This is a genomic window from Bradyrhizobium sp. Pa8 (genome assembly GCF_052588265.1).
This window is the reverse complement of the sequence record NZ_CP176767.1, coordinates 7,158,908-7,183,466: the sequence shown is the minus strand read 5'-3', so window position 1 is coordinate 7,183,466 and position 24,559 is coordinate 7,158,908. Positions and strand designations below refer to the sequence as shown.

At 62.2% G+C, this 24,559-nt stretch carries 20 protein-coding genes; 6 read left to right on the top strand and 14 right to left on the bottom strand.

From position 1 onward, the window contains the following. The 6 genes from ACKWRH_RS34085 to ACKWRH_RS34060 are packed head-to-tail and all read right to left on the bottom strand — an operon-like array spanning position 1 to position 7,954. Positions 1-555, bottom strand: a complete 555-nt coding sequence (locus tag ACKWRH_RS34085; RefSeq protein WP_445217098.1) for a nitrous oxide reductase accessory protein NosL — start codon at positions 553-555, stop codon at positions 1-3. Continuing rightward, the gene (locus ACKWRH_RS34080; protein WP_445217097.1) at positions 552-1,379 is read right to left on the bottom strand and encodes an ABC transporter permease subunit; all 828 of its coding nucleotides are present in this window, start codon (positions 1,377-1,379) and stop codon (positions 552-554) included. The genes ACKWRH_RS34085 and ACKWRH_RS34080 overlap by 4 nt, the downstream gene beginning before the upstream one ends. Then, positions 1,376-2,293, bottom strand: coding sequence for an ABC transporter ATP-binding protein (locus tag ACKWRH_RS34075; protein ID WP_445217096.1), 918 nt, complete (start codon positions 2,291-2,293; stop codon positions 1,376-1,378). Before ACKWRH_RS34075 ends, ACKWRH_RS34080 begins: the two co-directional genes overlap by 4 nt. After that, the gene (locus ACKWRH_RS34070; protein ID WP_445222523.1) at positions 2,290-3,633 is read right to left on the bottom strand and encodes a nitrous oxide reductase family maturation protein NosD; all 1,344 of its coding nucleotides are present in this window, start codon (positions 3,631-3,633) and stop codon (positions 2,290-2,292) included. Before ACKWRH_RS34070 ends, ACKWRH_RS34075 begins: the two co-directional genes overlap by 4 nt. A gap of 32 nt (positions 3,634-3,665) precedes the next feature. Beyond that, positions 3,666-5,618 carry a TAT-dependent nitrous-oxide reductase gene (gene nosZ / locus ACKWRH_RS34065; protein WP_445217095.1) on the bottom strand — a complete coding sequence of 651 codons (1,953 nt, stop codon included), beginning with the start codon at positions 5,616-5,618 and terminating at the stop codon, positions 3,666-3,668. Between the two features lie 23 nt (positions 5,619-5,641). Further along, positions 5,642-7,954: a 4Fe-4S binding protein gene (locus tag ACKWRH_RS34060; protein WP_445222522.1), complete on the bottom strand. Its 2,313-nt coding sequence runs from the start codon at positions 7,952-7,954 to the stop codon at positions 5,642-5,644. A 190-nt stretch (positions 7,955-8,144) separates the two neighbouring features. On the opposite strand from ACKWRH_RS34060, the gene ACKWRH_RS34055 reads away from it, so the two are divergent. Then, positions 8,145-9,023 (top strand): ferritin-like domain-containing protein, encoded by an 879-nt coding sequence (locus tag ACKWRH_RS34055; protein ID WP_445222521.1) that lies wholly within the window; start codon positions 8,145-8,147, stop codon positions 9,021-9,023. A 38-nt stretch (positions 9,024-9,061) separates the two neighbouring features. Here the strand turns inward: ACKWRH_RS34055 and ACKWRH_RS34050 are convergent, their stop codons facing one another. The 3 genes from ACKWRH_RS34050 to ACKWRH_RS34040 all read right to left on the bottom strand — a co-directional run bounded on the left by ACKWRH_RS34050 (position 9,062) and on the right by ACKWRH_RS34040 (position 10,841). Beyond that, entirely contained in the window at positions 9,062-9,343 is a 282-nt protein-coding gene (locus tag ACKWRH_RS34050; protein WP_445217094.1) for a hypothetical protein, read from the bottom strand. Positions 9,344-9,870: 527 nt separating this feature from the next. Continuing rightward, complete coding sequence (locus ACKWRH_RS34045; RefSeq protein ID WP_445217093.1) at positions 9,871-10,182, bottom strand: c-type cytochrome; 312 nt, start codon at positions 10,180-10,182, stop codon at positions 9,871-9,873. Between the two features lie 95 nt (positions 10,183-10,277). Next, positions 10,278-10,841 (bottom strand): hemerythrin domain-containing protein, encoded by a 564-nt coding sequence (locus ACKWRH_RS34040; RefSeq protein WP_445217092.1) that lies wholly within the window; start codon positions 10,839-10,841, stop codon positions 10,278-10,280. A gap of 636 nt (positions 10,842-11,477) precedes the next feature. Here ACKWRH_RS34040 and ACKWRH_RS34035 point away from each other — a divergent pair. Beyond that, positions 11,478-12,182 carry a c-type cytochrome gene (locus ACKWRH_RS34035; protein WP_445217091.1) on the top strand — a complete coding sequence of 235 codons (705 nt, stop codon included), beginning with the start codon at positions 11,478-11,480 and terminating at the stop codon, positions 12,180-12,182. Positions 12,183-12,221: 39 nt separating this feature from the next. Here ACKWRH_RS34035 and ACKWRH_RS34030 read toward each other — a convergent pair whose 3' ends face one another. Both ACKWRH_RS34030 and ACKWRH_RS34025 read right to left on the bottom strand, forming a co-directional pair. Next, positions 12,222-12,575: a c-type cytochrome gene (locus ACKWRH_RS34030; RefSeq protein WP_445217090.1), complete on the bottom strand. Its 354-nt coding sequence runs from the start codon at positions 12,573-12,575 to the stop codon at positions 12,222-12,224. 159 nt (positions 12,576-12,734) lie between these two features. Further along, positions 12,735-13,187: a pyridoxamine 5'-phosphate oxidase family protein gene (locus tag ACKWRH_RS34025; RefSeq protein WP_445217089.1), complete on the bottom strand. Its 453-nt coding sequence runs from the start codon at positions 13,185-13,187 to the stop codon at positions 12,735-12,737. A gap of 259 nt (positions 13,188-13,446) precedes the next feature. On the opposite strand from ACKWRH_RS34025, the gene ACKWRH_RS34020 reads away from it, so the two are divergent. From ACKWRH_RS34020 to ACKWRH_RS34005, 4 genes are all read left to right on the top strand, one after another. Then, entirely contained in the window at positions 13,447-13,608 is a 162-nt protein-coding gene (locus ACKWRH_RS34020) for a hypothetical protein (protein ID WP_445217088.1), read from the top strand. Between the two features lie 26 nt (positions 13,609-13,634). Beyond that, complete coding sequence (locus tag ACKWRH_RS34015) at positions 13,635-13,988, top strand: c-type cytochrome (protein WP_445217087.1); 354 nt, start codon at positions 13,635-13,637, stop codon at positions 13,986-13,988. A 15-nt stretch (positions 13,989-14,003) separates the two neighbouring features. Further along, positions 14,004-16,301 (top strand): heavy metal translocating P-type ATPase, encoded by a 2,298-nt coding sequence (locus ACKWRH_RS34010; protein WP_445217086.1) that lies wholly within the window; start codon positions 14,004-14,006, stop codon positions 16,299-16,301. A 227-nt stretch (positions 16,302-16,528) separates the two neighbouring features. Continuing rightward, entirely contained in the window at positions 16,529-19,183 is a 2,655-nt protein-coding gene (locus tag ACKWRH_RS34005; protein WP_445217085.1) for a cation-translocating P-type ATPase, read from the top strand. A gap of 83 nt (positions 19,184-19,266) precedes the next feature. On the opposite strand, the gene ACKWRH_RS34000 is transcribed toward ACKWRH_RS34005, so the two are convergent. Genes ACKWRH_RS34000 through ACKWRH_RS33990 form a run of 3 tightly spaced genes read right to left on the bottom strand, consistent with a single transcriptional unit; the run spans position 19,267 to position 23,780 of the window. Beyond that, positions 19,267-19,578 (bottom strand): DUF3240 family protein, encoded by a 312-nt coding sequence (locus ACKWRH_RS34000; RefSeq protein WP_445217084.1) that lies wholly within the window; start codon positions 19,576-19,578, stop codon positions 19,267-19,269. Continuing rightward, positions 19,575-22,649: an efflux RND transporter permease subunit gene (locus ACKWRH_RS33995; protein WP_445217083.1), complete on the bottom strand. Its 3,075-nt coding sequence runs from the start codon at positions 22,647-22,649 to the stop codon at positions 19,575-19,577. Before ACKWRH_RS33995 ends, ACKWRH_RS34000 begins: the two co-directional genes overlap by 4 nt. Then, positions 22,650-23,780, bottom strand: a complete 1,131-nt coding sequence (locus tag ACKWRH_RS33990) for an efflux RND transporter periplasmic adaptor subunit (RefSeq protein WP_445217082.1) — start codon at positions 23,778-23,780, stop codon at positions 22,650-22,652. It abuts the gene before it with no gap. Positions 23,781-24,559 lie beyond the last annotated feature (779 nt).

Below are 24,559 nucleotides of genomic sequence, written 5' to 3'. Positions count from 1 at the left end.
TCAATCGCTCGGTCGGCGTTGCAGGTTGGCCTCGTCGTCGGGCCTAGCGCCTCCCTGAGCGCCCGTAGACGTCAGGACGTAATCCCGAGGTACGTGATCGAAGGCGACGATTCTGCCCCCGTTTTCTCCGACAAACTTCTCGGCGGCGGTTCGGTCCGAGAACGGCACGGCCTCGTCGCCGCCCATGCCGCCCTTGACGCGACTGCCGATCACGAACAGCGCCTTGCGGGCCTCGACCCAGTTGTCGGCGCCGGGCTTGTCCCAGCTCGGCGCCTTGGCCATGTCGGACACGTAGATCGCCTGAATGTCCTTCGGCTCATCCGGCAGCACAGTGAAGGCGATGGTGTCACGCACCGAAGAGAACCAGACCGGCTCGATCAGACTGGCCACGAAGATCTGCCCCTTCGGGCCCGAGTGCTCGAGCACGTTCATGCCGCAGTAGTGACCGATCACCTCAGCCGTCATCTTGTGAGGCGTTGGCGGTTGCGCGGCCTGCTTCTCGCCGCAGCCAGCGAGTGCGAGCAGACCCAGGAACGTCAAGGCGAGGCGTCTCATAATTCCCTTCGCGAAAAAGCGGCCGCAGCAAGTCCCAGCGGCACGAACGTCCAGACCAGCAGCGCCATCAAGAGCACTTGGGCGGACAATGTCGTGCTCTGAGCGAGGCCGGCCATGCCCGCGAAGCCGCTGACATTCGCGAAGCCGGTCAGGTTGAACAACCGGTAGACGTCGGTCGGGTTCAGCAGGAGCATCGCATCGACGGCGGCCGCCGAGATGCTGCGGCCCTGATCCACGGCGAGGACGCCGAGCAGTGCCATGTCGTAGATCAGGACCAGAAGGAGCCACAGGCCGATGCAGATGCCGGCGGCCGTGCCGCGATCGCGCACCGTTGCGCTGACGAGATAGCCGATCGCGACGAATACCGCGCCGAGGAGCACGGAGGAGCCGATCATCGCGGCGAAGGCCGCAAGGCTGTCGGAATCGATCCGGCTTCCGGTGGCGATCAGGGCCGCAGCGGCTATCCCGTAGCCAAGACAGGTCGCGAACGCGAGCACCGCCAGATGGCCGATGAACTTGCCGAGGAGAACCTGCCAGCGGGCAACCGGGTAGCCGAGCAAAAGGAGCATGGTCCCGCGCTCCATGTCGCCGACGATGGCATCGTGCGAGATCAGCAGCGCGATCAGCGGAATCAGGAAGATGGTGAGACTTGAGAGGCTGACGATCACCACGTCCAGCGCACGCACGCCGACGGTGCCGGTCGGGGCGCTGCCGAGGAATGTCAGCGACAATGCCAGTCCGGCGAGCAGCAGCGTGGATGCCAGCACCCAACGGTTCCGAACCGCCGTGTGGATCTCCTTGCGTGCGATGATCAGCGCATTCATGTCGTCTTCTCCGCCTCTCGCAAGAAATGCGCGTAGAGCTCGTCCAACGTCGGCGCGATCACATCGATGTCCTCGACCGAGCTTCCTGCCGCCGTGGCCCTGTGGAGCAAGCTGATCTTCTGCTCCGGCGCAGCATCGATCTCGACGATATGACCATTGAGGCGCCGACAGGCTGCATCGCTTGGCAACCACGTCGGTAGTGCGGAGGGTGCAAGTCCAGCGACCTTCAGCCGTATCCTGGTCGGCAATCGCGCGACGTTGCGTAACTTCTCGATCGATCCATCGGCGACCTTGACGCCGCGATTCATGATGATCACGCGGCCTGCGCGTTCTTCGAGTTCGGTCAAGGCGTGGGACGACAAGAGAACCGTGGTGCCCTCGGTCGCGAGCCGCTGGATAACCTCATAGAAAGTCTGGCGTAGCTCCGGATCCAGTCCTGTCGTGGGCTCGTCCAGCAGCAGCACGCGCGGATGCCCGATGAGCGCCTGTGCAAGCCCCAGGCGCTGGCGCATGCCTTTGGAATAGGTGCCGACCCGCCGCTGGGAGGCGTCACCTAGGCCCACGGTGTCGAGAAGCTTCAGCGCGCTGGCAACCGGTTCCCGCTTGAGCCGCGCGTAAAAGGCCAGGGTCTCGCGCCCGGTAAGGGCGGTATCGAACGAGACATTCTCCGGAAGGTAGCCGAGCTGTCGGCGGCCGGCGAATTGCCCTGCCGCCGGATTGTCGCCGAGCACCTCGATCGACCCGCCGGTTGGACGGATCAGTCCGAGCATCAGCTTCATCAGCGTGGTTTTGCCCGCGCCATTGTGGCCGATCAGCGCCACGAGTTCGCCTTGGCCCAGCTCGAACGAAGCTCCGCGGACCGCTTTGACGCGGCCGTAGTCCTTGATGACGTCGGAGATGCGCACCGTTTTCATCGCCGCGCCTCCTCGGCCGGATGGCGCGCGGGCGGGGACATGAGCGGGTGGCTGTCGATCACGCCGCCTGGCAGCAACGCCGGAAATTGAGCCTGCGCCCAGCGGATCACCTGCACGGCGGGACTGTTGATGAGGAGCTTCGCAGCCGGCGCTGTCCAGAGCACGCGATCGATGAGGTCGTTCGGCCGGTATGCCGTGTCGGCAATGCCATCCCCATTGAGGTCGAAGGCCGGATTGTCGCTCCAGTAGTTGCCGCGTCCGCCGGTTGACCAGTCCAGGTGCCGCGTACCGACGTATTTCACTTGGTTGGCGTTGTTGACGAAGGCGTTGCCAGTGATCTCGTTACCTTCGGAGCCCGCAGTGAAGTGCACACCGATGGCACAGCCTTCGAACCAGTTGTTGCGGAATTTGTTGTGGTTGGTGTTGTAGATGAACACGCATTTTTCCGGACCGCTCCGGAGAGCTTGCTCTCGTTTCACGTCCGGACTCATGCCTAGTTCGTCGTCAGGGCTCTCCTCCGCCTTGCCCACGATGGTACCCAAGGGCCCTCCCGTCACTCTGTTGCCGTCGATCTCGGCATAGTTCGCGTAGTTGAATAGGAGCCCGTGGTCGCGATCGTGATCGGAGATGTTGCCGCGGATCACCAGCCGGTTCGAATACATGATGGCGTAGCCGACATGGTTGCCGACAGAAACGTTGCCGCTGACTTCGCTGTCGTTGGTGTACATATAGTGGACCGCGAAGCGGACCCGCTCGAAGCGATTGTTGACGAAGCGGTCCTTCCGGCTGGAAATCGTGAAGATGCCGTCACGGCCGTAGCGGAACGTGTTGTCCGCAATGGTGACGTCAGGCGCATTCCAGAGCGAGACGCCGTTGCCCGCCTCGCTGAGACGCCCGCCACGCAGTCCTTCGATCACGTTGCGGACGACCCGCGAGCCCTGTGCCCCGTGCACGTAAACGCCGAACAGGTTTCCCACCAAACGGTTGTTCTCGATCGCCGCCCGTTCGGCGGTCTTTTGCAGGAAGATTCCGGAGTTCATCGCCTGGAGATCGCGTCCCGATCCCCGGACAGTCACGCCGCGAACGGTAACGTCCGGCGCGCTTACCGTGACGACGTTGCCGTCGCCGACGCCGTCGAGCACCGCGTCTGGGCCTCCAGTCAACACCAGAGGTCGATCGATCCGGATTGCGCCGCGGTATTCGCCCGGAGCAAGTTCGACGACGTCGCCGGCGCGCGCACGGTCCAATAGCTCCTGCAGCGGCCGGTCTGGCGCAGCCGTCAGCGTCTCCGCAGCGGCGAAGCCCGATAGTCCGGCGGCGACGAGCGCCGCCGGAAGCATTCGTGAGAGCAGACGCACAGGGCCGCTCCCGATCAGACCGATTTCGGTTCGACGAACATGCGGCCCTTCATCTCCATGTGCATGGCGTGGCAGAACCAGGAGCAGTAGTACCAATAGACGCCCGGTTTATCGGCCATGAAGGTCACCGACGCGGTCGCCATCGGCGCGATCTCCATCTGGATGCCGTAGTTGACGATGCAGAATCCATGCGTCAGGTCTTCGACCGCATCGATATTGGTGATGAATACGGTGACCTCGTCGCCTTGTTTGACCTGGAATTGTTCGAGCCCATAGGCGGGCGCGGTCGACGTCATATAGACACGCACCTTGTTGCCATCCCGAATGAGCTTGGAATCGGCCTCGAGGTTGATGCCGTCGGCCTTGGCCTGCTTGACCGCATCCGCAAACATCGGATCCGCTCGGTCAAAGATCGAGATCGGGTTGATCTTGGAACGGTGGACGATCGTGGCGTCATGCGGCTCGGCGAAGCTCGGGCCGTCGTGGACCAGGATCATCTTGTCGCCGGAAATGTCGATGAGCTGGTCGTTCTCGGGTTTCAGCGGACCGACGTTGAGGAAGCGGTCCTTGGAGAACTTGTTCAGCGAGATCAGCCACTTTCCGTCCGCCTCCTTAGTCTGGCCCATTGAGGAATGGTTGTGGCCCGGCTGGTAGTGCACGTCGAGCTTCTGGAGGATAGGATCGACCTTCTCGCCCTTGAAGGCGCGTTTGGCGAGCTCGATGTTCCATTTGCAGACCTGGCTGTCCAGGAACAGCGTGGTGTAGGCGTTGCCCTTACCGTCGTAGGCGGTGTGCAGCGGGCCGAGGCCGAGCTCCGGCTCCGCGACGACGACGTCGCGCGGTTTGATCTTGTCGTCGAACAATTGGTCGAACAGCCGCACGTCCATCACCGTCACCGTCGGCGAGAGCTTTCCGGCCGCGACGATGTGGATCCCATCGGGCGCGGTGTTCATGCCGTGTGGATTGTTCGAGACGGGAACGTAGCGCGTGTAGGCCGAGCCCTTCCGGCCGTCGATTACGGGCACACCGTTCATTTCCTTGAAGTCGCCCTTCTTGACCGCTTCCTCGATCCGCTTGAGGTTGAAGATGACCACCCAATCCTGCTCGTTGGCAGTCATTTCTGCCAGGGTGACGCCTTCCTCTCCGTTGTAGCAGGTCGAGAAGCAATATTTGCCTTGATAGTCGGAATCGACGTTGTCGAGATTGCCGCTGACGATCACCTGCCAGGCCACCTTCATCGTGTCGCCGTCGAGCGCCGTGAAGATGGAGTGGTAGTCCTTTGGATTGTCGAGAATTTTACCGTCGTTCGGCAGCGGCACGCCGTCTTCGCCGTTGCAGTACACATACCCGGTGCGCGGATACTTTTGCAGTCGCAGGCCATGAACCGTGTGTTGGTTCGGCAATTCGATGATCTTGTCGCACTTCATGATGTCGAGCCGCACCCGCGCCACGCGGCTGTTGGCCTTGTCGTTCATGAAGGCGTAGCGGCCGTCGTAGGTGCCGTCCGTGAACGAGACGTGCGGATGGTGCAGATCGCCGTTCATGAACGTGCCGCCGCGATTCTTGAGGAATTCACGGGTTGCGGGCTGCATCCCTTCGGTCAGGACCTTCAGGCTTTCGTTGGTCTGGCCCCAACCGGTCGCGCTACAGCGGTTGAACACCGGAACGCGCATCAGTTCGCGCATCGACGGGAGCCCGATGATCCGCATCTCGCCGGACTGGCCGCTCGAGAAGAACACGTAGTATTCATCGAGTTCGCCGGGCGCGACTTCGGTCTTCTGCACCGCTGGCCGGGCCGCCGGCGCCTTCGGTGCGGCCGTCTTGGTCTGCGCGTCCGCGGTCGAGACGAGGCCGCTGCCATCCTTCGTCACCACCGCTCCTCCCGCCAGGCCCATGCCGGCAGCGGCGGCCGTGGTCCCCAGCAGGGTTCGTCGGCTGACACCCTTTCCGTTCTCGTTGTCACTCATGATGGTTCTCCTCGGCTTCGGTTTCAGGTTGCGGGTGGAGTGATGGCATCGACAGGTGGCGCACCGACGGGCTTTCCCCCGGCGGTGATGACGGTCGCGGGACCTTTGCCGCCTGTGCGCATCGAAGATGACGACAGCGCCTGGCGCTTCTCCCGCTTCAGCCGCACCTGGATCATGTGCGGGCAGCGGTGGTCGTCGAAATAGAGTTCCTGACAGTGCATGCAGTAGATGCACTCGTTGACGTTGATGTGCCCTTCCGGATGAATCGCCTGGACCGGACACTCGTTGGCGCACCGCTGACAGGGCGAGCCGCATTCGGGCCAGCGCCGCAGCCACTCGAACATGCGGATGCGGCCGGGGATCGCCAGCGCCGCGCCAAGCGGACACAGGTAGCGGCAGAAGAAGCGCTCGACGAAGAGTCCCACTGCGAGCAGGGTCAACGCGTAGACGACGAACGGCCACTCGCGTGCGAATTTCAGGATGATCGAGGTCTTGAACGGTTCGACCTCGGCAAGTTGCTCCGCGAACGCGGTAGAGTAGAGCGACATGCCGAACAGGCCGAGGAAGATGATGTACTTGATCGGCCAAAGCCGTTCGTGAAGCCCCCAGGGAACGCGGTACTGCGGGACTTTGAGCGCCTGCGCGACGTTGTTGAGAAGTTCCTGCAGGGCGCCGAACGGGCAGAGCCAGCCGCAGAACGGTCCGCGTCCCCAGAACAGCAGTCCCGCCGCGATCGAGGCCCAGAGGACGAAGATCAGCGGTGCCGAGAGGAAATACTCCCAACTGAAACCGGTCAGCAGCGAGTTGGTAAAGGTCAGGACGTTGACGACCGAAAGCTGCGCGTTCGCGTACCAGCCCAACCAGACAAGGATGAAGAGCAGATAGGCCCGGCGGCCCCAAACGTACAAGGCGGGACGGCGGACCAGGATGTTCTGAAAAAAGAAGATCAGGGTGAGCGCACCCAGCGCCATCATGGTGAAGCCGATTTTGACGGTATTGCCGCGCCAAATCCGCATCCACAGCGGTTCCTCGTCGGACGCGGCTGGCGGCGTTCCGACTTCGCGCGCCTCGGCAGCCGCGGGTGCCGACGACGTCGCAGGTGTAGCCTGTGCAGGCTGCGTTGGCGGCGCTTCGCGTTTCACGTAGATGTCGGGAAGCGTATAGCCGACATCGAAGGTAACCAGAGCCTTGTCTCGCGCCCCAACCACGCGCTGTACCAGGAGCTGCAGCACCCATGGTTCGGTCGGATCGAGCGCGAGCTCGGGCGGCACCGTAAACAGCGCGATCTCCGGGAAGTCGGGCGTGCCCTCGGCCGCAAGGCTGCCAAGCCGGGTGTGATCGCGGTCCCTGAAGCGGACACTGTTGGTCTCCTGGATCAGTTCGATGCGGTCGAAGATCCCCCCGCGGACGTAGGCGGCGCCCTTGAACGAGTAGCGCCCGGATCCGGCGACGACGAGCGCCTGTTGACCCGGTTTCAGCCGTCCGGCGAGCCGATTGAAGCCTTCGTCCCCAAGAAGACTGCGGCCGATCGTGGGGACGGCGACGTCGGCGACATACAGGTCGATGAACGTGTCGTCCGGATCGCCTTCCTCCGGATGCGCGACTGCGGCGGCGTTGCCGGTGTTTTCGAAGGCCTTGTTGATGTCCGCAACCGAGAGGAATAGTCGCCGGACCGAGCCGTCACCGACGAGACTCTGCCAGTCGCGAACCTCGTTTTTGCCGGAATCGATAGCTTTCGTCGCTTGCGGCGTCGCGCTAGTGGCCGCATTGCCTTGGGTGCCGAGCCGACCGCTCTTGATCAGCCTCGTCGCGGAACGAACGATGCTGTCGCCGATCACCAGAACGGTTACCGTAGCGCCGCTGACGATGTCGACCTGGGGTGCCGGCGTCGATCCGCGCGCGACGCTTCCCATGTCGACGCCGACCAGCTTGTTGACGGCCTCGAGAATGCGTTTTTCCGGGATGCCCACGAGCACGATCGGTTCCTTGTGCTCGACGAGTTTGAGACCGGCGATGACTCCCGTCGGATCGATTCCGACCAGAAGCCGGATCGGCTTCCCTGAATAGCCGATCGCATTGGCGAAGTCGGAATTGAGGTAGACGAATCCTTGCAACTGCTCGCCGCGGTAGACGGGAACAATCGGCGGGCCCCCCTGCGGCGGCCCGAAACGGTCCGCCCCCGAAAAGAAGTCGCCCGGCGCGACTTTCGGCAGATAGCTGGCGAGATCGCCGGCCGCATGCGCCGCATGTGCCCACAACGTCGCGCAAATCGCGAGAATGGCGACGCAGGCCAATGCTGGCGCAGGTTTGGAGGCGGCGAAAAGACGCCCGACCATGGCGTACCTCAAAGCGGAACAGCCCGCCGCAAATTCCATCGAGTTGAATGTTTGATGTCCGGGATCGCCGTTGACACCGGATAAGACGACGGGTTGAGCCAAGACAACTTGATCTGGGTCAAGAGGGGCTATGTAGTGGGAAGAAACAACGTGAACTTTGCGCTGCAGCAAACAGCGAAGGAAATCGATCATGCCGTTGTTGCGAACGACGCTCCTGCGGGCCGAGCCCGCAGGTACCCTGCATTCGCTCGACGAACTGTTCGCACTCGCCAATGCGATGGAACGTGAGGCGGCGACAAAATACGCGGAACTCGCCGAAGAGATGCAACGGCAAGACCGTCCTGATCTGGTCGCGGTTTTCTCTGAACTTGCCGACGCCGAGCGCGAGCACGTTGACAGCGTGCAGCGCTGGTCGCAGTCGCGGCGCGGGAAGCCGCCGGATCCCGCCCTGGTCCGCTGGGAAGCGCCGGAGACGTTCGACCCGGAGACGTCCGCGGAAATCAAGGCATCTCGTCTGATGACGCCCTACCGCGCGCTGGCCATGGCCGTGCAGAATGAGGAACGGGCCTTCGCATTCTGGTCGTATCTGGCCGCATCTGCGCAAGATGCGGAAATCAAGAGGGCGGCCGAAGCGATGGCCCGCGAAGAGCTGGGACATGTTTCGACGCTCAGGAAGGAGCGGCGCCACGCCTACCATCGCGAGCACGGCCGGACGGACGCTGACGGATGGGCGAGGGTGGCGCCCTCGCAGGTCGATGCGCGAAGGCTCGAGCTTCGGCTCGCTACGCACCTTGCGGATGCCGAGCGCTGCCTACAGGGGGCGGCGGCGGCGCGTGCGCGCGAACTTCTCGACGAGACGATGGAGATGGCCGATCGAGCCGGGAGTTTCGGCAGCTTCTCCGGCGCCCTTGAGCAGCGGGACGCTGAAGTCATCGCCGAGGCTTTGGCCGACGCTTACCTCGAAGGAGCTGAACGCTCGGACGATGCCGATCGCGTCAAAATCCTGCAGCGACTCGCGGAGAGGGCGATCTTGAGACTGGCCTGGCTGCGCTCGCTTTCGGCGATCTGAATGCGCGTTGGCTGCAGCAGCGCCTGGTCCGCACGCAGCTAATCGTGCGGATCGTGCCGATCGCACTCAGGGCATCGACCGTCCTCGGCGGCGCCGAGCTGACGGCCAAACTCTTCCCTGAGAGCGTCCGATGGCCAGGCCTCGCCATCGCTCCTAACGATTCGTTTGGCGCGTTCGAAGGCATGGCTCTCGGCGGCATCGTCACCCACGCGGATGAGCACCTCCTCGTGGAAAGGGCAGACCATCGTGGCCCGGGTGGTCTCGAGTGCATAGCGCACAACTGCAGCGAGGTCGTCTGTGTAGAGGTTCGCGAACATCATATGGCTCTCCTTCCTGAGTGCCCCGAACGCGTCTTTGTCAGTCGGCAGACGGGCCTCGCCCGCGGCAGCCCGTTGTCCCGGCCTGAACGGGCCGGACGCAAATAAGCCGCGGCTTCCTGAAGGAGCGCCGAGGCCGATTTCCACCTTCCGTTCAGTTCAGGGCTTCGGCGGTCCAACCCGGCAAGGCCGACCGTAGTTCTACCGAACGGGCCGGCGGAGCTGCTTCAGGAGCCGACCCATGGTCGCGGTCGCAAGACCCAAGGAGTCCGAGGCTCCGCAACCGTAACGGCACCGGCGCGCGCTCATGCCATTCGGTACAATTTAAGTATAGGCTTGAGGCGGCGGTTAGCCTTGACCTGCCTCAAACACGATGAGGGCGGCAGGGCCGCGCACAGAGACATGAACTGTGCTGCCAAGCCGAAAGAGGGAACGCCTTGCAAATAGCTCCCTCTGGAGTTCGGTCGCGAGGTCCCTGATCAATTCAACGCGCAGCACACCTCTAGCGCGCCGATGCGTTTCGGCTCTTCTTACTTGAGTGAGCGGATGTATTCGGCCAAATCCAATATTTCCGATCGCTGGAGCGACAGGCTTGGCATATTGGGGTGCGGCTTGAGCAGCAGGAACGCGAGTTGGTTCTGATCGAAGTCGGGTGTTCGCGCGATTTGGCTGAATGGCGGCGCATGATCGATGGCATTCGTCTGGCCGGACTCGACGACATGACAGTTTGAGCACCAGCGTTTTGCGATGTCCTTGCCGTGTTGGGGATCGGCCACTGCGGATTGCGCCAGAATCGCGAACAGGAGAAATACGACGAAGGAGGATTTGAGTGCTTCGGACATGGTAGCTCTTTTAACGTTTCGGCTCGACGATAGTAGTCGGTACGACTATGATGGACCTTACTCGCCATTAAAGCCCTATAACCGGGGGAACGCGGCTACTTCCGCTCGGCTTCAGCCTCCTGCTCCAGCCGCAAAATATGTGCGCGTAGCGCATCGAACCGCTCTTCGGCCACATCGCTGAACAGCGGATCCCTACGACCGGTTACCGCCGAGGCGATCTCGGTCCAATCCTGTGGCTTGAGCGCCTTAAGCGCAGCGGGAAAGAAGTCGCGATCTTCCATCATCATATGACGGCGCTCCTGCTCGATGAAATCGCGAACGATGGTATCCACATTCTGGCGGAGCAACTCACGATCCGCGAGCACGCTGTCAATCGCGTGAGCGACGCGACGCAAGCGTTCGGCCCCTTTCTGATGCTCGCGAGCTAGATCGCCGATCTTCGCAGCCGCAGCTGGATCACGAGCTTTTAGCTTGGCAAAGACGCGATCTTCCTGGGGATGGTGATATATTTCCAGGTAGACTTCGAAATAACTGATCACGGCGCGAATTACTTCGTAGTCGGGGCGGTCTCCGCGGTCGAACACCTCAAGTTCCCGCTCGAGGATGGCGAGCAGTGTCTCAATATTACGATGCTCTTGGGACAGGCGTTCAATGATCATGGCAACACTCCATTGAGTGAACCATTTGAAAGAATGATCCTCTGGCCTGTATCTGCTTTGCGACAGATCAAATCTGGTCAGATTCAGCATGCAGCCGCGCACGCTGAAATGAGTTTCGCCCGGGCAAAGGCTCGGCGACTAGCCGCACGCCATCATGGGACCGCACACGAAGCCGAGATCGATTGTCTCGACTTGGATGTCTCCTGAACCGACGTCATGTGGTCGAGGACTGCGCCTCTACGTCAGCTACCGGAGAACGAGCAAATCGTTGATCTAGATCATTTCACCATACTGCCAACATCGCATGCTGCGCACCGGACACGAGGGAGGTTCCATATGGCACCGGTCTCAGCACTGCATAACGAAAAATGCCCTCGCTGTGGTTCCGGGTTAGTGCACCTCGAGTGGCACGAACGCATTAATGCTCAGGAAGCCCAAGAGCTCTGGCCTTGCTGGAATTGTAAAAGCGAATTTGTCGACCGCCGTCGAGTCGGACGGGACGGAGTCGTCAGCCGCCGACATCACCGAACCATTCTTTACGAACCTGCTTGTCTGATCAAATAGGCCCGGGCCGATCCACAAGAATGCTATCGTGCCTCATCCATTTCAGGCGCTGCCATGAAGTTACGGACTCAGATGATCGCCGCGATTGCTGCGATGCTCCCGCTATTCAATGCGGGAGCACAGGTGAACTTGCCTGCTGGCGGCACGTCAATCCAACTATCCGACCTTATGATCACGCTACAATTCCAGCACACCAAATTATGGTTTGCCGGAAAGTTCAGCAACTGGGATTTGGCGAATTATGAGCTTCGACAGATCCAGATAAACTTGCGGAGGGCAATGCCGTCTCCCTCCAAAAGCTTGCGATCATCCCAAGCCACCGAGCAGCTGCAAGCTCTGGATCGCGCGATCCAACAGAAAGATGGTGCAGCTTTCGCCAAGGCTTACTCGGATCTCACGAACGGCTGCAACGCCTGCCACCGGACCAGCGGATTCGGTTCGATCACCATCCAGGTGCCGGCCAAGTCGCCCTTCAGCGATCAGCTGTTCGCGGATCAGATCGCACAGGGGCGCGCGCTCGCTCACGGGGCCTGCGGCCTCTGTCACGTCGTCTCGGATTCTTCAAGGGAGACGCCGGCTTTTCGTTTCCCCGCGCCAAGCTTCAGCGAAATTGCCAGTCGACCATCTTTTTCATCCGACGACCTCCGACAGCTATTGACGTCGAACCACCGTCGCGTAGGCCCGAACCAGGCTATGCTCAAGCCAAAGCTCGTCGAATACCAGATTGACGCGATCGTGGCGTTCTTCGAGACCTTGCAAGCCGACCGGGTTCGCTAAGACCTTAGCTTACGGTCACGGTTGGGGCCGATCAGCGTTCTAGTCCTGGCTCTTTAGGCTAAGGATATAATTCGCGAGAGCTTCGGCCTGATCAGGCGCGATGACTAGGTCTGGCATGTTTTGGTGGCTGGTCTTCAGGAACACTTTCAGCGAAAGCGCTGTCGTTCCATGCCTGTTTGCGATTGCCGCGAAGCCCGGTGCTTGATTTGATAATCCCGCCATGTGCGGCTCGATTGCATGACATGGCTTGCACCATGCGTCCGCGAGGCGACGTCCTTCCAACGCGCTGTCTGCAGCAAGTTTAGATCCGTCCGCCTTGTGCATGCGGATGAGAAGCAATGCTGCTAACGCGATCAAAATCGCAAGGCTGATGTCAACTCGGATGCTGCGCAATATGTTTCCTTCTCAACTCGCGGTCGGCCACTCACGGCAACACCGCGCGAGCGCATGCGGGCATTTTCATCGCCAAAGCCGCATGCCGATCAGCAATTCCGGCGACGGAAAGCAGAATGACAGAGAGCAACCGCGCGCGCTAACGGAAGTCGCAGCTCTTTAGCACGCGATCAGGTCGGTATGTCCAAATCCCTTTGAGTAGTCGAGCAGGGAGACGATCGTCGGTGTCAGTCGGAAGACGCAGACATCCGAAGTTTTCGGCATGGGGAGATCAAGGGCCTTTTGGTTCGGATATCGCGAGATCAGGAGCCGCAGGGCTTTTTCGAATTCGGCGGGATCCGTTACGAGCTTCGCGCGTGCCGCCATCGATAGACCCGCGATGTCCATCACCTGGGCGGGATCGTCGTCCACCGTTAGCGAGACCCGATCGTCCCTCGCTAGGTTGGCTGCCTTCTGGCTGTCCGCCCCGCAAAGAAAATAGATGGCGAGTCCATCGTTGGCGTAGCCGACGGTGGTCACCTGGGGCCAGCCGTCAGATCGTACCGTCGCGATCCTCGTGGTCCGGTGCTGATCCAGAAGCCGAAGGATTTTCCGCCTGAACATTTCGTCCATTGGTCGCCTCCGATTTCGACCAGTGTAGTTCCCGAGCAGCGGGCACATATTGAGGCAGGTCAAGTATCGGTGACGCCGGCCGCCAAGCCTGGCAGCCGCATACGCCTGAGGGCAATTGTGCCGGTGCTCCGGATGGGGCGCTGTTATTTGGCGGCGCATTTGTCGCTATAGCGGACCCATCCACCGCGCCGATTCGTTGAGCTGCATCAAGCTGGCTTTTAACAGCGGTGACATCGTGCGAATTGGGAGGACTGCTTTGATGCGCCGGTTTGCCCTGAAGGCCCTATTTACGGCCTTGGCTTTCAGGAGAGCCGAGATGGAGCGAGTCGATTGGGATCGGAATATTTTGGTCTTCTCGACGGCGGTAACCGTCGCGTTGGTTGCGCTCTATGTTTACGGCAAGGCAACCTCGCGCTGGTGAACTGTTTCGCGGGAACGACTGCGAAGATGCGATGCTTGCTGATACTTTCGACAATAGTTCTCTGGTCGAGCACCGGCGCCCGCGCGCTCGGCGAGGAACAGCAACATGGCAAAGAGCTGTTGCAAAAAATGTGCGCCCGCTGTCACTCAGTTGGCAGGACCGGGGCAAGTCCTAACAGGCAAGCGCCGCCCTTTCGCAGCTTTAGCGAAACCAAGCTCTACGATAGCGACTTCCTGGAGCGACTACAGGAGGGCTACAGCAGCATTCATCCTGCGATGCCCACCTTCCGCTTCAACAGGGATGACGCGGAAGCAGCCCTGAATTACATGAAGGCAATTCAGGAACCACCTAAACAACCACCTAAGCCGGGACGCAAGTAGCTGCGGAATGAGACCATGTCGTTTGAACGGGTTCTGCGATGGGCCCTGGTTGCCATCGCAATCGCGGGATTGACCGCGGGTATTCTTGCGCGAGCCGCGGGTCGGCCTGAACTGGCCGACCTCGCATGGGCAATCGGCACGGCGCCCGTGATAGGAGGACTGGCGGTCTCGATCGTCAGGGACTTGCTGGGCGGCCGGCTGGGAGTTGATGCGATCGCGCTCCTTTCGATGAGCGCGGCGTTGGCGCTCGGCCAGCCACTTGCAGGGGCTGTGGTCGCGCTGATGTATTCCGGTGGAAACGTGCTGGAGGATATCGCGATCGCACGAGCAGAGCACGACCTGCGGTCGCTGGTCGATCGTGCGCCGCGCCAGGCACATCGCAAGACCGGCGAGCGGGTGGAGGAGGTGCCGGTCGAGGTAGTCTCCGTCGGAGAAGAGCTGCTGGTACGCGCCGGCGAGATCGTGCCGGTCGACGGGATCGTCCATTCGGCCGGGGCGACTATCGACGAGTCCGCCGTTACGGGAGAGCCGATACCTGTCGAGAAGACGCGCGGCAGTGCTGTTCTTTCTGGTTCGCTGAATGCGGGAGAGACGTTCGAGTTGACCGTTACCGCACCGGCCGGCGAGAGCACCTACTCTGGTATTGTACGCATGGTAACGGCGGCGCAAACGGCGAAGGCTCCATTTGTGCGGTTGGCCGATCGCTACGCGCTGATCTTTCTGCCGGTGACGCTCGTCATCGCCTTCCTGGCGTGGTGGATCTCCGGTGATTTGACCCGCAGCCTCGCCGTGCTGGTGGCGGCAACGCCTTGTCCCCTGATTCTGGCCGCACCGGTCGCCTTCATCGCCGGCGTGGCGCAAGCGGCCCGCCGCGGCATCTTGGCCAAGGGCGGAGCGGCGCTGGAGGCGCTGGCGCGCGCGCACACCGTCCTGTTCGACAAAACCGGCACCCTTACGGTTGGAGGTGCGCGGTTGCTTTCGGTCGAGGTCGCTCCGGGGGAAAACCCAGACGAAGTCCTCACTCTTGGGGCATCGCTCGAGCAGGCCTCGCATCATGTCCTTGCCAAGACCGTCGTTGCTGCGGCCGTTGATCGCGGCCTCAATCTCAAAGCGCCCGAACAGGTCAAGGAAACCATGGGCACTGGTTTGTCCGGCCTGGTCGACGGCCGCAAGGTAACCGCGGGCTCGCGAGAGCTGCTTCGCTTGCATGCCGAGCTGTCGCCGTGGGAGCTGCGGGCAATCCGGCGCGCATCGTGGCGCTCGGCGCTGATCGTCTTTGTCGCTGTGGACGGCCGTCCGATCGGCGCGCTGCTACTGGCCGACGAGCTGCGGCCTGATACGCCGCGAGCGATCCGGTTGCTGCGCGACGCGGGCATCGCGCGAATGGTGATGGTCACCGGCGATCGCGCCGCAGCGGCGCAGGCCATCGGAGCAGCGCTCGATCTCGATGCCGTGCTGGCCGACCGCGTTCCCTCGGACAAGGTCGAGGCCGTGCGCACGGAGCAGCGGCTGCATCCGACCATCATGGTCGGCGATGGCATCAATGATGCCCCGGCGCTGGCCGTGGCCGATATCGGGGTCGCGCTCGGCGCGCGTGGCGCGAGCGCCTCGTCCGAGGCGGCAGATGTGGTCATCCTGGCCGATCGGCTTGATCGCGTCGGCGAAGCGATCATGATTGCGCAGCGGGCACGGCGGATCGCCCTCCAAAGCATCCTTGTGGGGATGGGATTGTCGTTGGCCGCCATGGTGGCCGCCACCGTTGGCTGGCTCGATCCCGTACCGGCGGCGATCGTGCAGGAGGTGATCGATGTTGCGGTCATCCTGAACGCGCTGCGGGCGCTCACTCCAGCTCATGGGAGCGCTGGTCGGCGGATATCCGCAGAGCAGGGCCTGGCACTGCATCACGACCATCAGGCACTGTTCCGGGATCTCGACCGGCTGCGCAAGATCGTCGATGCGATCGACGATGTGCCACCGAACACCGCGGCGGCCTTTATCGAAGAGGCCAATCGCCTGGTTCAGGGCAGCGTAGTGACGCACGAGCGCGACGACGAGGGCAGCGTCTATCCGAAGATTGCAGAGGTGCTGCGTGAACGCCACGGCCTTTCGGCCATGAGCCGCGCGCATCGTGAGATCCTGCACCTTGCGCGGCTGCTCGCGCGGATCGCGGCGGACCTACCGTCAGAAAAGATCGACCGTTATCTTATTCGAGACGCCCAGCGGGTGATCGAGGCCATCGAAACGCTGGTGCGCATGCATACGGCCCAGGAGGAGGATATCTACGAAGCCGTGTCGGCTCAGGCACCGGCTTAGCTGCACAATCCGCGCGCTTCTTCCTTTGGAACGGCACTATCCGTCTTGGTAGGCTGCCACGCCGGCTTCGGATGCTTGGGCAATCATCAGCTTTCATTGCTCCGGATTTTGGTAGCCCTCGCTTGCTCCATGTCAATAGCGGTTATCAAGGGGCATCTACCCTCTGTATCTGTTTTCCGGCGCAAAGGAGGTTCGCCATCGAAAAGCACGCGGTCGCTGAACAGACAATGCTGCCGGAAACCCCGCATTCTCTGCCCGTCGCTCAGCTGCTTCCGCAGCTGCGCGTGTCCGGTGCCGAAGGACTCTCCGATGTCGAGGTCAACGCGCGGCGCAAGCGTTTCGGTTCGAATACGATAGCCGCGCGGCGCGCCGCCAGCAGCTTGCGCTTACTATTGCACCAGTTCAAGAGCCCGATCATCTACCTTTTGAGCTGCGCTGCCGGGCTGGCGTTCTATTTCGGCGAGCTGGAGGAAGGCAGCGCCATCATTGCGGTCCTCGCCATCAACGCGCTGATCGGGTTCATGACGGAATCGAAGGCGGCGCGATCCATCGAGGCCTTGCGTGCGCTTGGCACGCGCACCGTTCGCGTCCGACGCGAGGGTCGCGTTCATCTCGTCCCGGCCGAGGAGCTCGTTCCGGGCGACATCGTGGTTTTGGACGCTGGCGACGCCGTGTCGGCGGACCTGCGCCTCATCGAGACTTCCAATCTCTCCGCAGACGAGTCGACGTTGACCGGCGAGTCGGTCAACGTCGACAAACAGACGCACCCGGTCAGCGCGGACGCCCGTCTGAGCGATCGCGCGTCGATGCTGTTCAAGGGTACCGCCGTCACGCGCGGTACCGGCACCGGCGTCGTAGTGGCAACCGGCCTCGCCACGGAACTTGGCCAGGTGACGCGGCTCGTCCTGGAAGCCGACCCGGGCAGCTCGCCCCTCGAACGCAAGCTCGGGCGTCTGTCGGCGCAACTCGTCTGGGCCACCATCGTTGTCGCCGCCGTGATTGGCGTGGTCGGCCTCATGGGCGGCGGCGATCCTCTTCTCATGGTCGAGGCGGCCATTGCACTCGCCGTGGCGGCGATTCCCGAGGGGCTTCCGATCGTTGCGACCCTTGCACTCGGCCGCGGTATGTGGCGCATGGCGCGGCAGAATGCGCTGATCGAGCGCCTTTCCGCGGTCGAGACACTCGGAGCCACCACTGTCATCCTCACCGACAAGACCGGCACCCTGACCGAAAACCGGATGACGGTTCGGCGGCTCTGCACTGCCTCGGGCGAGATCCAGCTCGAGACGGGAGCGCCAAAGGACGGCGAGCGTTCGCAACTCGCCGGCGATCCACAGGCCGCCGTATTGCTGCGCGTTGCAGTCCTCTGCAACGACGCCCATCTCGATAGCGCAGGGGAAGGCGGCAGCGGCGACCCAATGGAAATCTCACTCTTGCGTGCCGGGCTGCACGCGGGCTTGAAGCGGACCGACTTGCTGGACGTGCATCGCATCGTTCGCAAGCATGCCTTTGACCCGACCACCAAGATGATGGCGACGGTTCATGAAGATAGCGACGGCATGCTGGTTGCGGTGAAGGGAGCACCGGAAGCGGTCCTGGCGGCCGCGACATGCGCAACCGTCGAGCACGGCGAGGTCGCGCTCGATGACGCCACGCGCACAGAGTGGCTAAGCCGCGCCGATCGCCTCGGCCATCACGGCCTGCGGGTAATCGCCTGCGCCATGAAGAGGGGCACGCTGGCCGATGTTGCACCGTACGAGCGGTTGGTATTTGTCGGCCTTATCGGTCTGGAAGACCCTGCGCGTGCCGACGTGCCACAGGCGCTTCAGGACTGCCGCCAAGCGGGAATTCGCGTTGTCATGGTCACCGGCGACCACGCGGTGACGGCACGAAGCATCGGTCGAGCCGTCGGTCTTGGAGAGACCATCGCGAATGTCGTGGAGGGCAAGAAAATCGCGCAGGTAATCCAAACCGGGCAGCCTGCACTCCGCGACGTCGGAATTTTCGCCAGAGTGAGCCCCGATGAGAAGCTTGCCCTCGTCAAGGCCTATCAGGCCGCAGGCGAGATCGTCGCCATGACCGGGGACGGGGTTAACGACGCGCCCGCACTGCGACAGGCCGATATCGGCGTGGCGATGGGCCTGCGAGGCTCCGATGTCGCGCGCGAAGCGGCCGCCATGATTCTGCTTGACGACGCGTTTCCTACAATCGTCGGCGCGATCCGCGAAGGCCGCGTCATCTTCGCCAATATCCGCCGTTTTGTCGCTTACCTCTTGTCCTGCAATCTCAGCGAAGTGATGGTGGTCGGCTTGGCCGTGTTGTCTGCGCTCCCATTGCCGCTCCTGCCACTGCAAATTCTGTATCTCAATCTCGTAACCGACGTGTTCCCAGCCTTCGCGCTCGCCATGGGCGAGGGTGAGGCCGGTATCCTCAAGCATCCGCCGCGAGACCCAAAAGAGCCCATTTTGGGCCGTTGGCAATGGATCACGATTGTCCTGCATGGCGCTGCGTTGACCGCCGGCACATTCGGGGCGCTGGCTGCGTCGTCTTGGCTCGGTCTCGACGCTGGAGCAACGGTGACTGTTACGTTCCTCACTCTCGCGTTCGCGCAGCTCTGGCATACGTTCAACATGCGCGATCTTCACTCACGGCCTGTCGTCAACGAAGTCACCCGAAACGGCTGGCTATGGGCTGCGCTTCTGCTTTGCGCGGGGCTGCTCGCCGCGCCGCCGTACCTTCCCCCGGCCGCCCATCTATTGAACCTGGCTCCTCTCAACGCGGACATGTGGTCGGTCGTCCTCACTTTCAGTTTGGCACCGCTAATCGTGACGCAAGCAATTGCGGTTGTCATCAGCAGCTGGCAGGCGAGGGGTCAATGCTGACGAGGTCTTGGTTGACCGGAAATTCGGGAGTGTGCGTCGTGCCTCGATGAGAGGACCCGTGCATCGAATGATGGACTTCCGCGTCAGTCGATGATTCCGAATTCCGTCACGGGCAGGATCCAGTAGACAAGATTGGTGCCGGCAAACGAAGCCCGAAGCCGTTCGAGCAGGCGTTCGGCATCGCTCCGTCCCAGGACAATCCTTACGATGATCTGATCTGCGTGCCCTTTGACGCGCTCGGCCATGCTTTGGAGTCGCACGCCGGCGCCGTGTCCGGCAGCGTCGGAAGCCGTATAACCCTTCACCAGGTCGGTCTGTTCGGCGAGATAGTCGAACAGCTCATCGCGAAGCTGGCGCGGCAGGATCAGCGCCAGGCAGACGGAGACGCTCGTCATTTGGCCTCCTTCGCAGCGCCGCCGTAGCGGCGATACAGGATCGGCAGCAAGATCAGCGTCAGCAGGGTGGACGACACCAGGCCCCCAATCACGACGATGGCAAGCGGTCGCTGCACTTCGGATCCTGGACCGGAGGCGAACAATAGCGGGATCAATCCGAGCGCCGTGATACTGGCCGTCATTAGCACCGGCCTGAGCCGGCGTTTGGCGCCTTCGGCGACGATGCGCCCCTCGCTCAAGCCGTGAGCACGGAGCTGGTTGAAATAGGAGACGAGCACGACGCCGTTCAGCACGGCTATGCCGAGCAGCGCAATAAATCCGACCGACGCCGGAACGGACAGATATTCGCCGCTCGAGACCAGCGCGAACACGCCGCCGATCAGCGCGAAGGGGATGTTGACCAGCACCAGCAGGGCATGGCGCACTGAGCCGAACGTGGTGAACAGGAGCATGAAGATCAGGCCGATGGCGACCGGCACCACGACAGAGAGCCGCGCGGCGGCGCGCTGCTGGTTCTCGAACTGGCCGCCCCAGGTCAGCCGATAGCCGTCTGGCAGCGGAAGCTCGGTTGCGACCTTCTGCTGAGCTGCCTGGACGAATCCGACCATGTCGCGGCCGCGGACGTTAGCGCGAACCACGCTCATCCGATTGCCGTTTTCGCGGTCGATCTTCACGGGCCCATCGACGCGCTGGATACGGGCGACCTGCGACAGCGCGACGTGCTGCCCCGACGAGAGCGTCAACGGCAGGCTGGCGAGCAGTGTCGGCGCCTCCCGAGTCGTCTCGCTGCCGCGGACCAGGATGGGCGTGCGGCGCCCCTCCTCGAGCGCCGTCCCGATGGTCCGGCCCTCGATCTGTGTGCGCAGCAAGTTGGCAATGGAATCGACCGTCAGGCCGAGGCGGCCGGCCTCCATCCGGTTGACGGCGACGGTATAGTATTGGGCGCCTTCGTTGAGCGTGGTGTAGACATCTTCGGCACCATCAATGCCGGACAGAATGGATGACAGTTTCGCCGCGATCTCATTGAGCCTGACGATGTTCGAGCCGAAAATCTTGACTGCGACGTCGCCGCGTACGCCACTGATCATCTCCTGCACGCGCATATCGATCGGCTGAGTGAAGCTGAGTGAGATGCCGGGAAAGCCGGCCAGAACCTCGCGAAGCTTCTGCAGCAGGGCTTCCCTGTCCGTAGTCTCTCTCTCTGCGGCAGGCTTGAGCACGAGAAACGTATCAGTTTGATTGGGACCCATGGGATCGAGGCCGAGCTCGTCCGAGCCGGTCCGGGCGATAATGCCGGCAAGGTCCGGCACCTTCAACAGCGCGGATTGTAGCCTGGCATTGAGGGCGAGCGATTCGTCCAGGTTAACCGAAGGGAGCGTCTCAACGCTGACAATGACGTCGCCCTCGTCCATGGTCGGCATGAAGGTCTTGCCGAGTCTTGTGTAAGCAAAGCCCGCGGCGATTAGGCCGATCAGCGCCGCCGCGATGACTTTGCGCTCATTGATCAAGGCCCAACCCAGAACAGGCGCGTAGGCGCGCTGCGCGGCCCGGATCAGGAGGGGATCGCCATGCGAGGCGGACTTGAGCATGAAGGAGGTCGCGACTGGAACGACTGTGAGCGCAAGCAGCAGCGAGCCGGCCAGGGCGAAAATGATTGCGAGCGCCACGGGAATGAAGAGCTTTCCCTCAAGTCCTTGAAGGGTCAGGAGCGGCACGAACACGATGATGATGACCAGCACGCCAGAAGCGACGGGTTGCAAGACTTCGCAGACCGAGCGGAATACGATGTGGATCAGCGGCGCGGCTCTGCCGGGATCGTGCTTGCTGAGATTACCAACGATGTTCTCGACTACGACCACAAGTGCGTCGATCAGCATGCCAATCGCGATTGCAAGGCCGCCGAGACTCATCAGGTTGGCCGACATCCCGACCGCCCGCATCGCAATCAGCGCGATGACGATGGCGAGTGGCAAGCTGAGGGCGATGACCAGAGAGGCGCGCCAATTACCTAGGAACAGCAGCAGGAGCAGAATCACGAGCACAGTGGCTTCGCCAAGTGCCCGTACCACAGTGCCGACGGCACGGTTGACCAGGTGGCTCCGGTCGTAGAACACGTTGATCGAGACGCTCTTCGGCAGCGACGGTTGCAGCTCCGCGAGGCGCGCCTGGACATCACGGACAAGCTGGCCCGCATTGGCGCCACGCAGGCCGAGCACCAGCCCCTCGACCGTCTCGCCGCGGCCGTCGGCCGTGACCGCCCCGTAGCGGGTCAGCGCGCCGACCTGGACGCGTGCAACGTCATTGACTCGGATCGGAATGCCATCGCGGGTGTCGACGACGATCGCCCGGACGTCATCGATGCCCCGAATGCTGCCTTCGATGCGAACGAGTGCGCTATCTTCGCCCTGATTCACGCGGCCCGCGCCGTCATTGCGGCTGTTGGCCTCGATGGCCCGGCGGAACAGGTCGTAGGAGATGCCGCGGGCGGCGAGCGCGTCGGTCCGCGGCACGATCTCGAAGGCACGGACATAGCCGCCGAGCGCGTTGACGTCGGCAACGCCGGGAACCGTGCGCAAGGCCGGGCGGATCACCCAGTCGAGCAGCGTCCGCCGCTCCGCCAGCGACAGCTCGGAACTGTCGATCGTGAACATGAACATCTCGCCCAAGGGGCTGGTGATTGGCGCGAGTCCGCCGCTCACGCCGTCCGGGAAGTCGCGCGAGATGTTTGACAGGCGTTCCGAGACCTGGTTGCGCGCCCAGTAAATGTCGGTGCCGTCCTCGAAATCGACGGTAATGTCAGCCAGCGCGTATTTCGTGGTCGAGCGCAGAATCTTCTTGTTGGGGAGTCCGAGCAGCTCAAGCTCGATGGGAACTGTGATGCGCTGTTCGACCTCCTCGGGGGTGAGGCCCGGCGCCTTCATGATGACCTTCACCTGAACCGGTGATACGTCCGGAAAGGCGTCGATCGGCAAACTTGGCAGAAACACGGCGCCGGCACCGATCAACAGCAGCGCGCTCAGGACGACGAACAGCCGCTGCGAAAGTGCAAATGCGACGAGGCGCTGGAGCATCTATTGCCCTAACCCAGAGATAATACCGCGAAGCGCCGAAATGCCGCCGATCGCGATCTCGTTCTTATCCGTGATGGGGCCGGATACCACGACGTGGTCCTGGTCTTCTGCGAGCAGCGTAACCGGAACGAGGCGGAAACCGCCGTCGATGGCCACGAAGACCCAAGTCTGTTCGCCGCGGCGGACCAGCCCGCTATAAGGAATCTCCCAGGCGCTTTCGCCAGCGGAGAGGAAGCCAATGCGCGCTGCAGCCGTCTGGCCGGGATGCAGCTCTCCGTTATTGGCGATTTCCGCGCGCACCAGAATGGTCTGGGTTGCCGCGTCCGTAGTCTCGGAGACCAGCACGACTTTGCCCGGTATAGCATAGCCTTCTATATCAATCTTCGCGCCGGCGCGGATCGCACGGATGTTGGCCGCTGGAATTGCGATTTCTGCCCAGAGTGACGATAGCTGCGCAAGCTTGACGAGCGGTGCGGACTGCTCGAGGCGCTGGCCTGGTGAAACCGCAATGTCGACCACGGAGGCCGCCCGCGGTGCGATGACGGTCAGCCTTGCGCTGATCGCCGCTTCGTTGGTCAGCCGCGAAATTGCTTCGTCGGACAGTCCGCTTAGACGCAGCATTTGACGCCGCTCCGCGACCGCGATGCTTGCCTGCCGCGCCTCGGTCTGGCTGGCCTCCAGCACACGTTGCGGCACCGCCTTGCCTTCAAACAAGTCGGCGTTGCGCTTGAGTTGCTGGGCGGCGAGAACTTCTTGCGCGACCGCTTGCAGATATTCGCGTTGCTGCGAGACGAAGCTTGGGCTTTCCAGCGTAAGGAGTGGCTGACCGGCATTGACACGATCTCCGCGCGCAACAGCCAGATTGGAGACCATGCCGGCAACGGGAGCGCTGACGACCCACAATTGCGGCGTTGGAATCACGATCTGCGCCGGATAGGGCAGCGTTTGGTCGATACGGCTCGATACCGGATGCGTCACCCGGACTCCGAGATTGTGAGCCTGCACCGCGCTTAGCTTCACCTCATCTTCCGCCATCGATGCCGAGGACGGAAGAATGAACGCCAGCGCAACAAGAGCGCGGACCGTGCCCCGAAACGGGATTGGACGGAGCGTCGCCTGCCGGAGCTGCATGACGGATGTCCTCTGTCGCCGGGCAGCCAAAGCGTCCCGTGATTTCAGATATCGCTTACTTCCCCAGAGCGTTGACGGGTTGATTTGCATCAACCGACCACGAACCGCCCGACAAGTGGGGATGCAGTGAGTGCTTCAACGATCTCCCTGCCGGTCGTCGGCAGATTTCACTTGATCTCGCTCAATCTGTTCGCGGCGTTGGAGGCTAGATTGGTTCAAAAGGCTTGAGGAGCTCTGGGCAGTGAAGTCAATCAGAATCACTTCGGTACTTGCAAACGCCCTTTTTGCTTTACTCGGGCTCCTGCAGCCGGCCCTCTCCCATAGCGGAACGGCGCAGGACCCCTGGAATGCCGCGCATCTTCAGATGCTGCCTCCCGAAATTCGAGCGGACGTGAAAAAATGGGATTCGATGTGCGGGGGCACAGTAGCTGCGGCCCAGCGGTTTGGGCTTTATCTCACGGTTCCGAGCGCGCAGTTTTTAACTCTCCATTTCGACGACTTTCGTTGCCGCAATAGGACAGTGGTTTGCGGCGCCGCCGGATGCCTGCACGAAATCTATGTCTCGACGACCGGTCGGTATCGCCGTGTGCTTTCCGTCCATGCTCAGGACGTTCGGTTGCTGTCCGTTCATGATCATGCCGTCCTGGAAGTTGTGGATGCGCACGGTAACAGCAGCTTGCTACGGTGGAACGGGACCCGGTTTGTCGGACAATCTGGCGCAGTCTCTGGCAGGTCAGCCAAATGATCTAAATCGGCACGCAAACGGCGGCTTTCCGAGG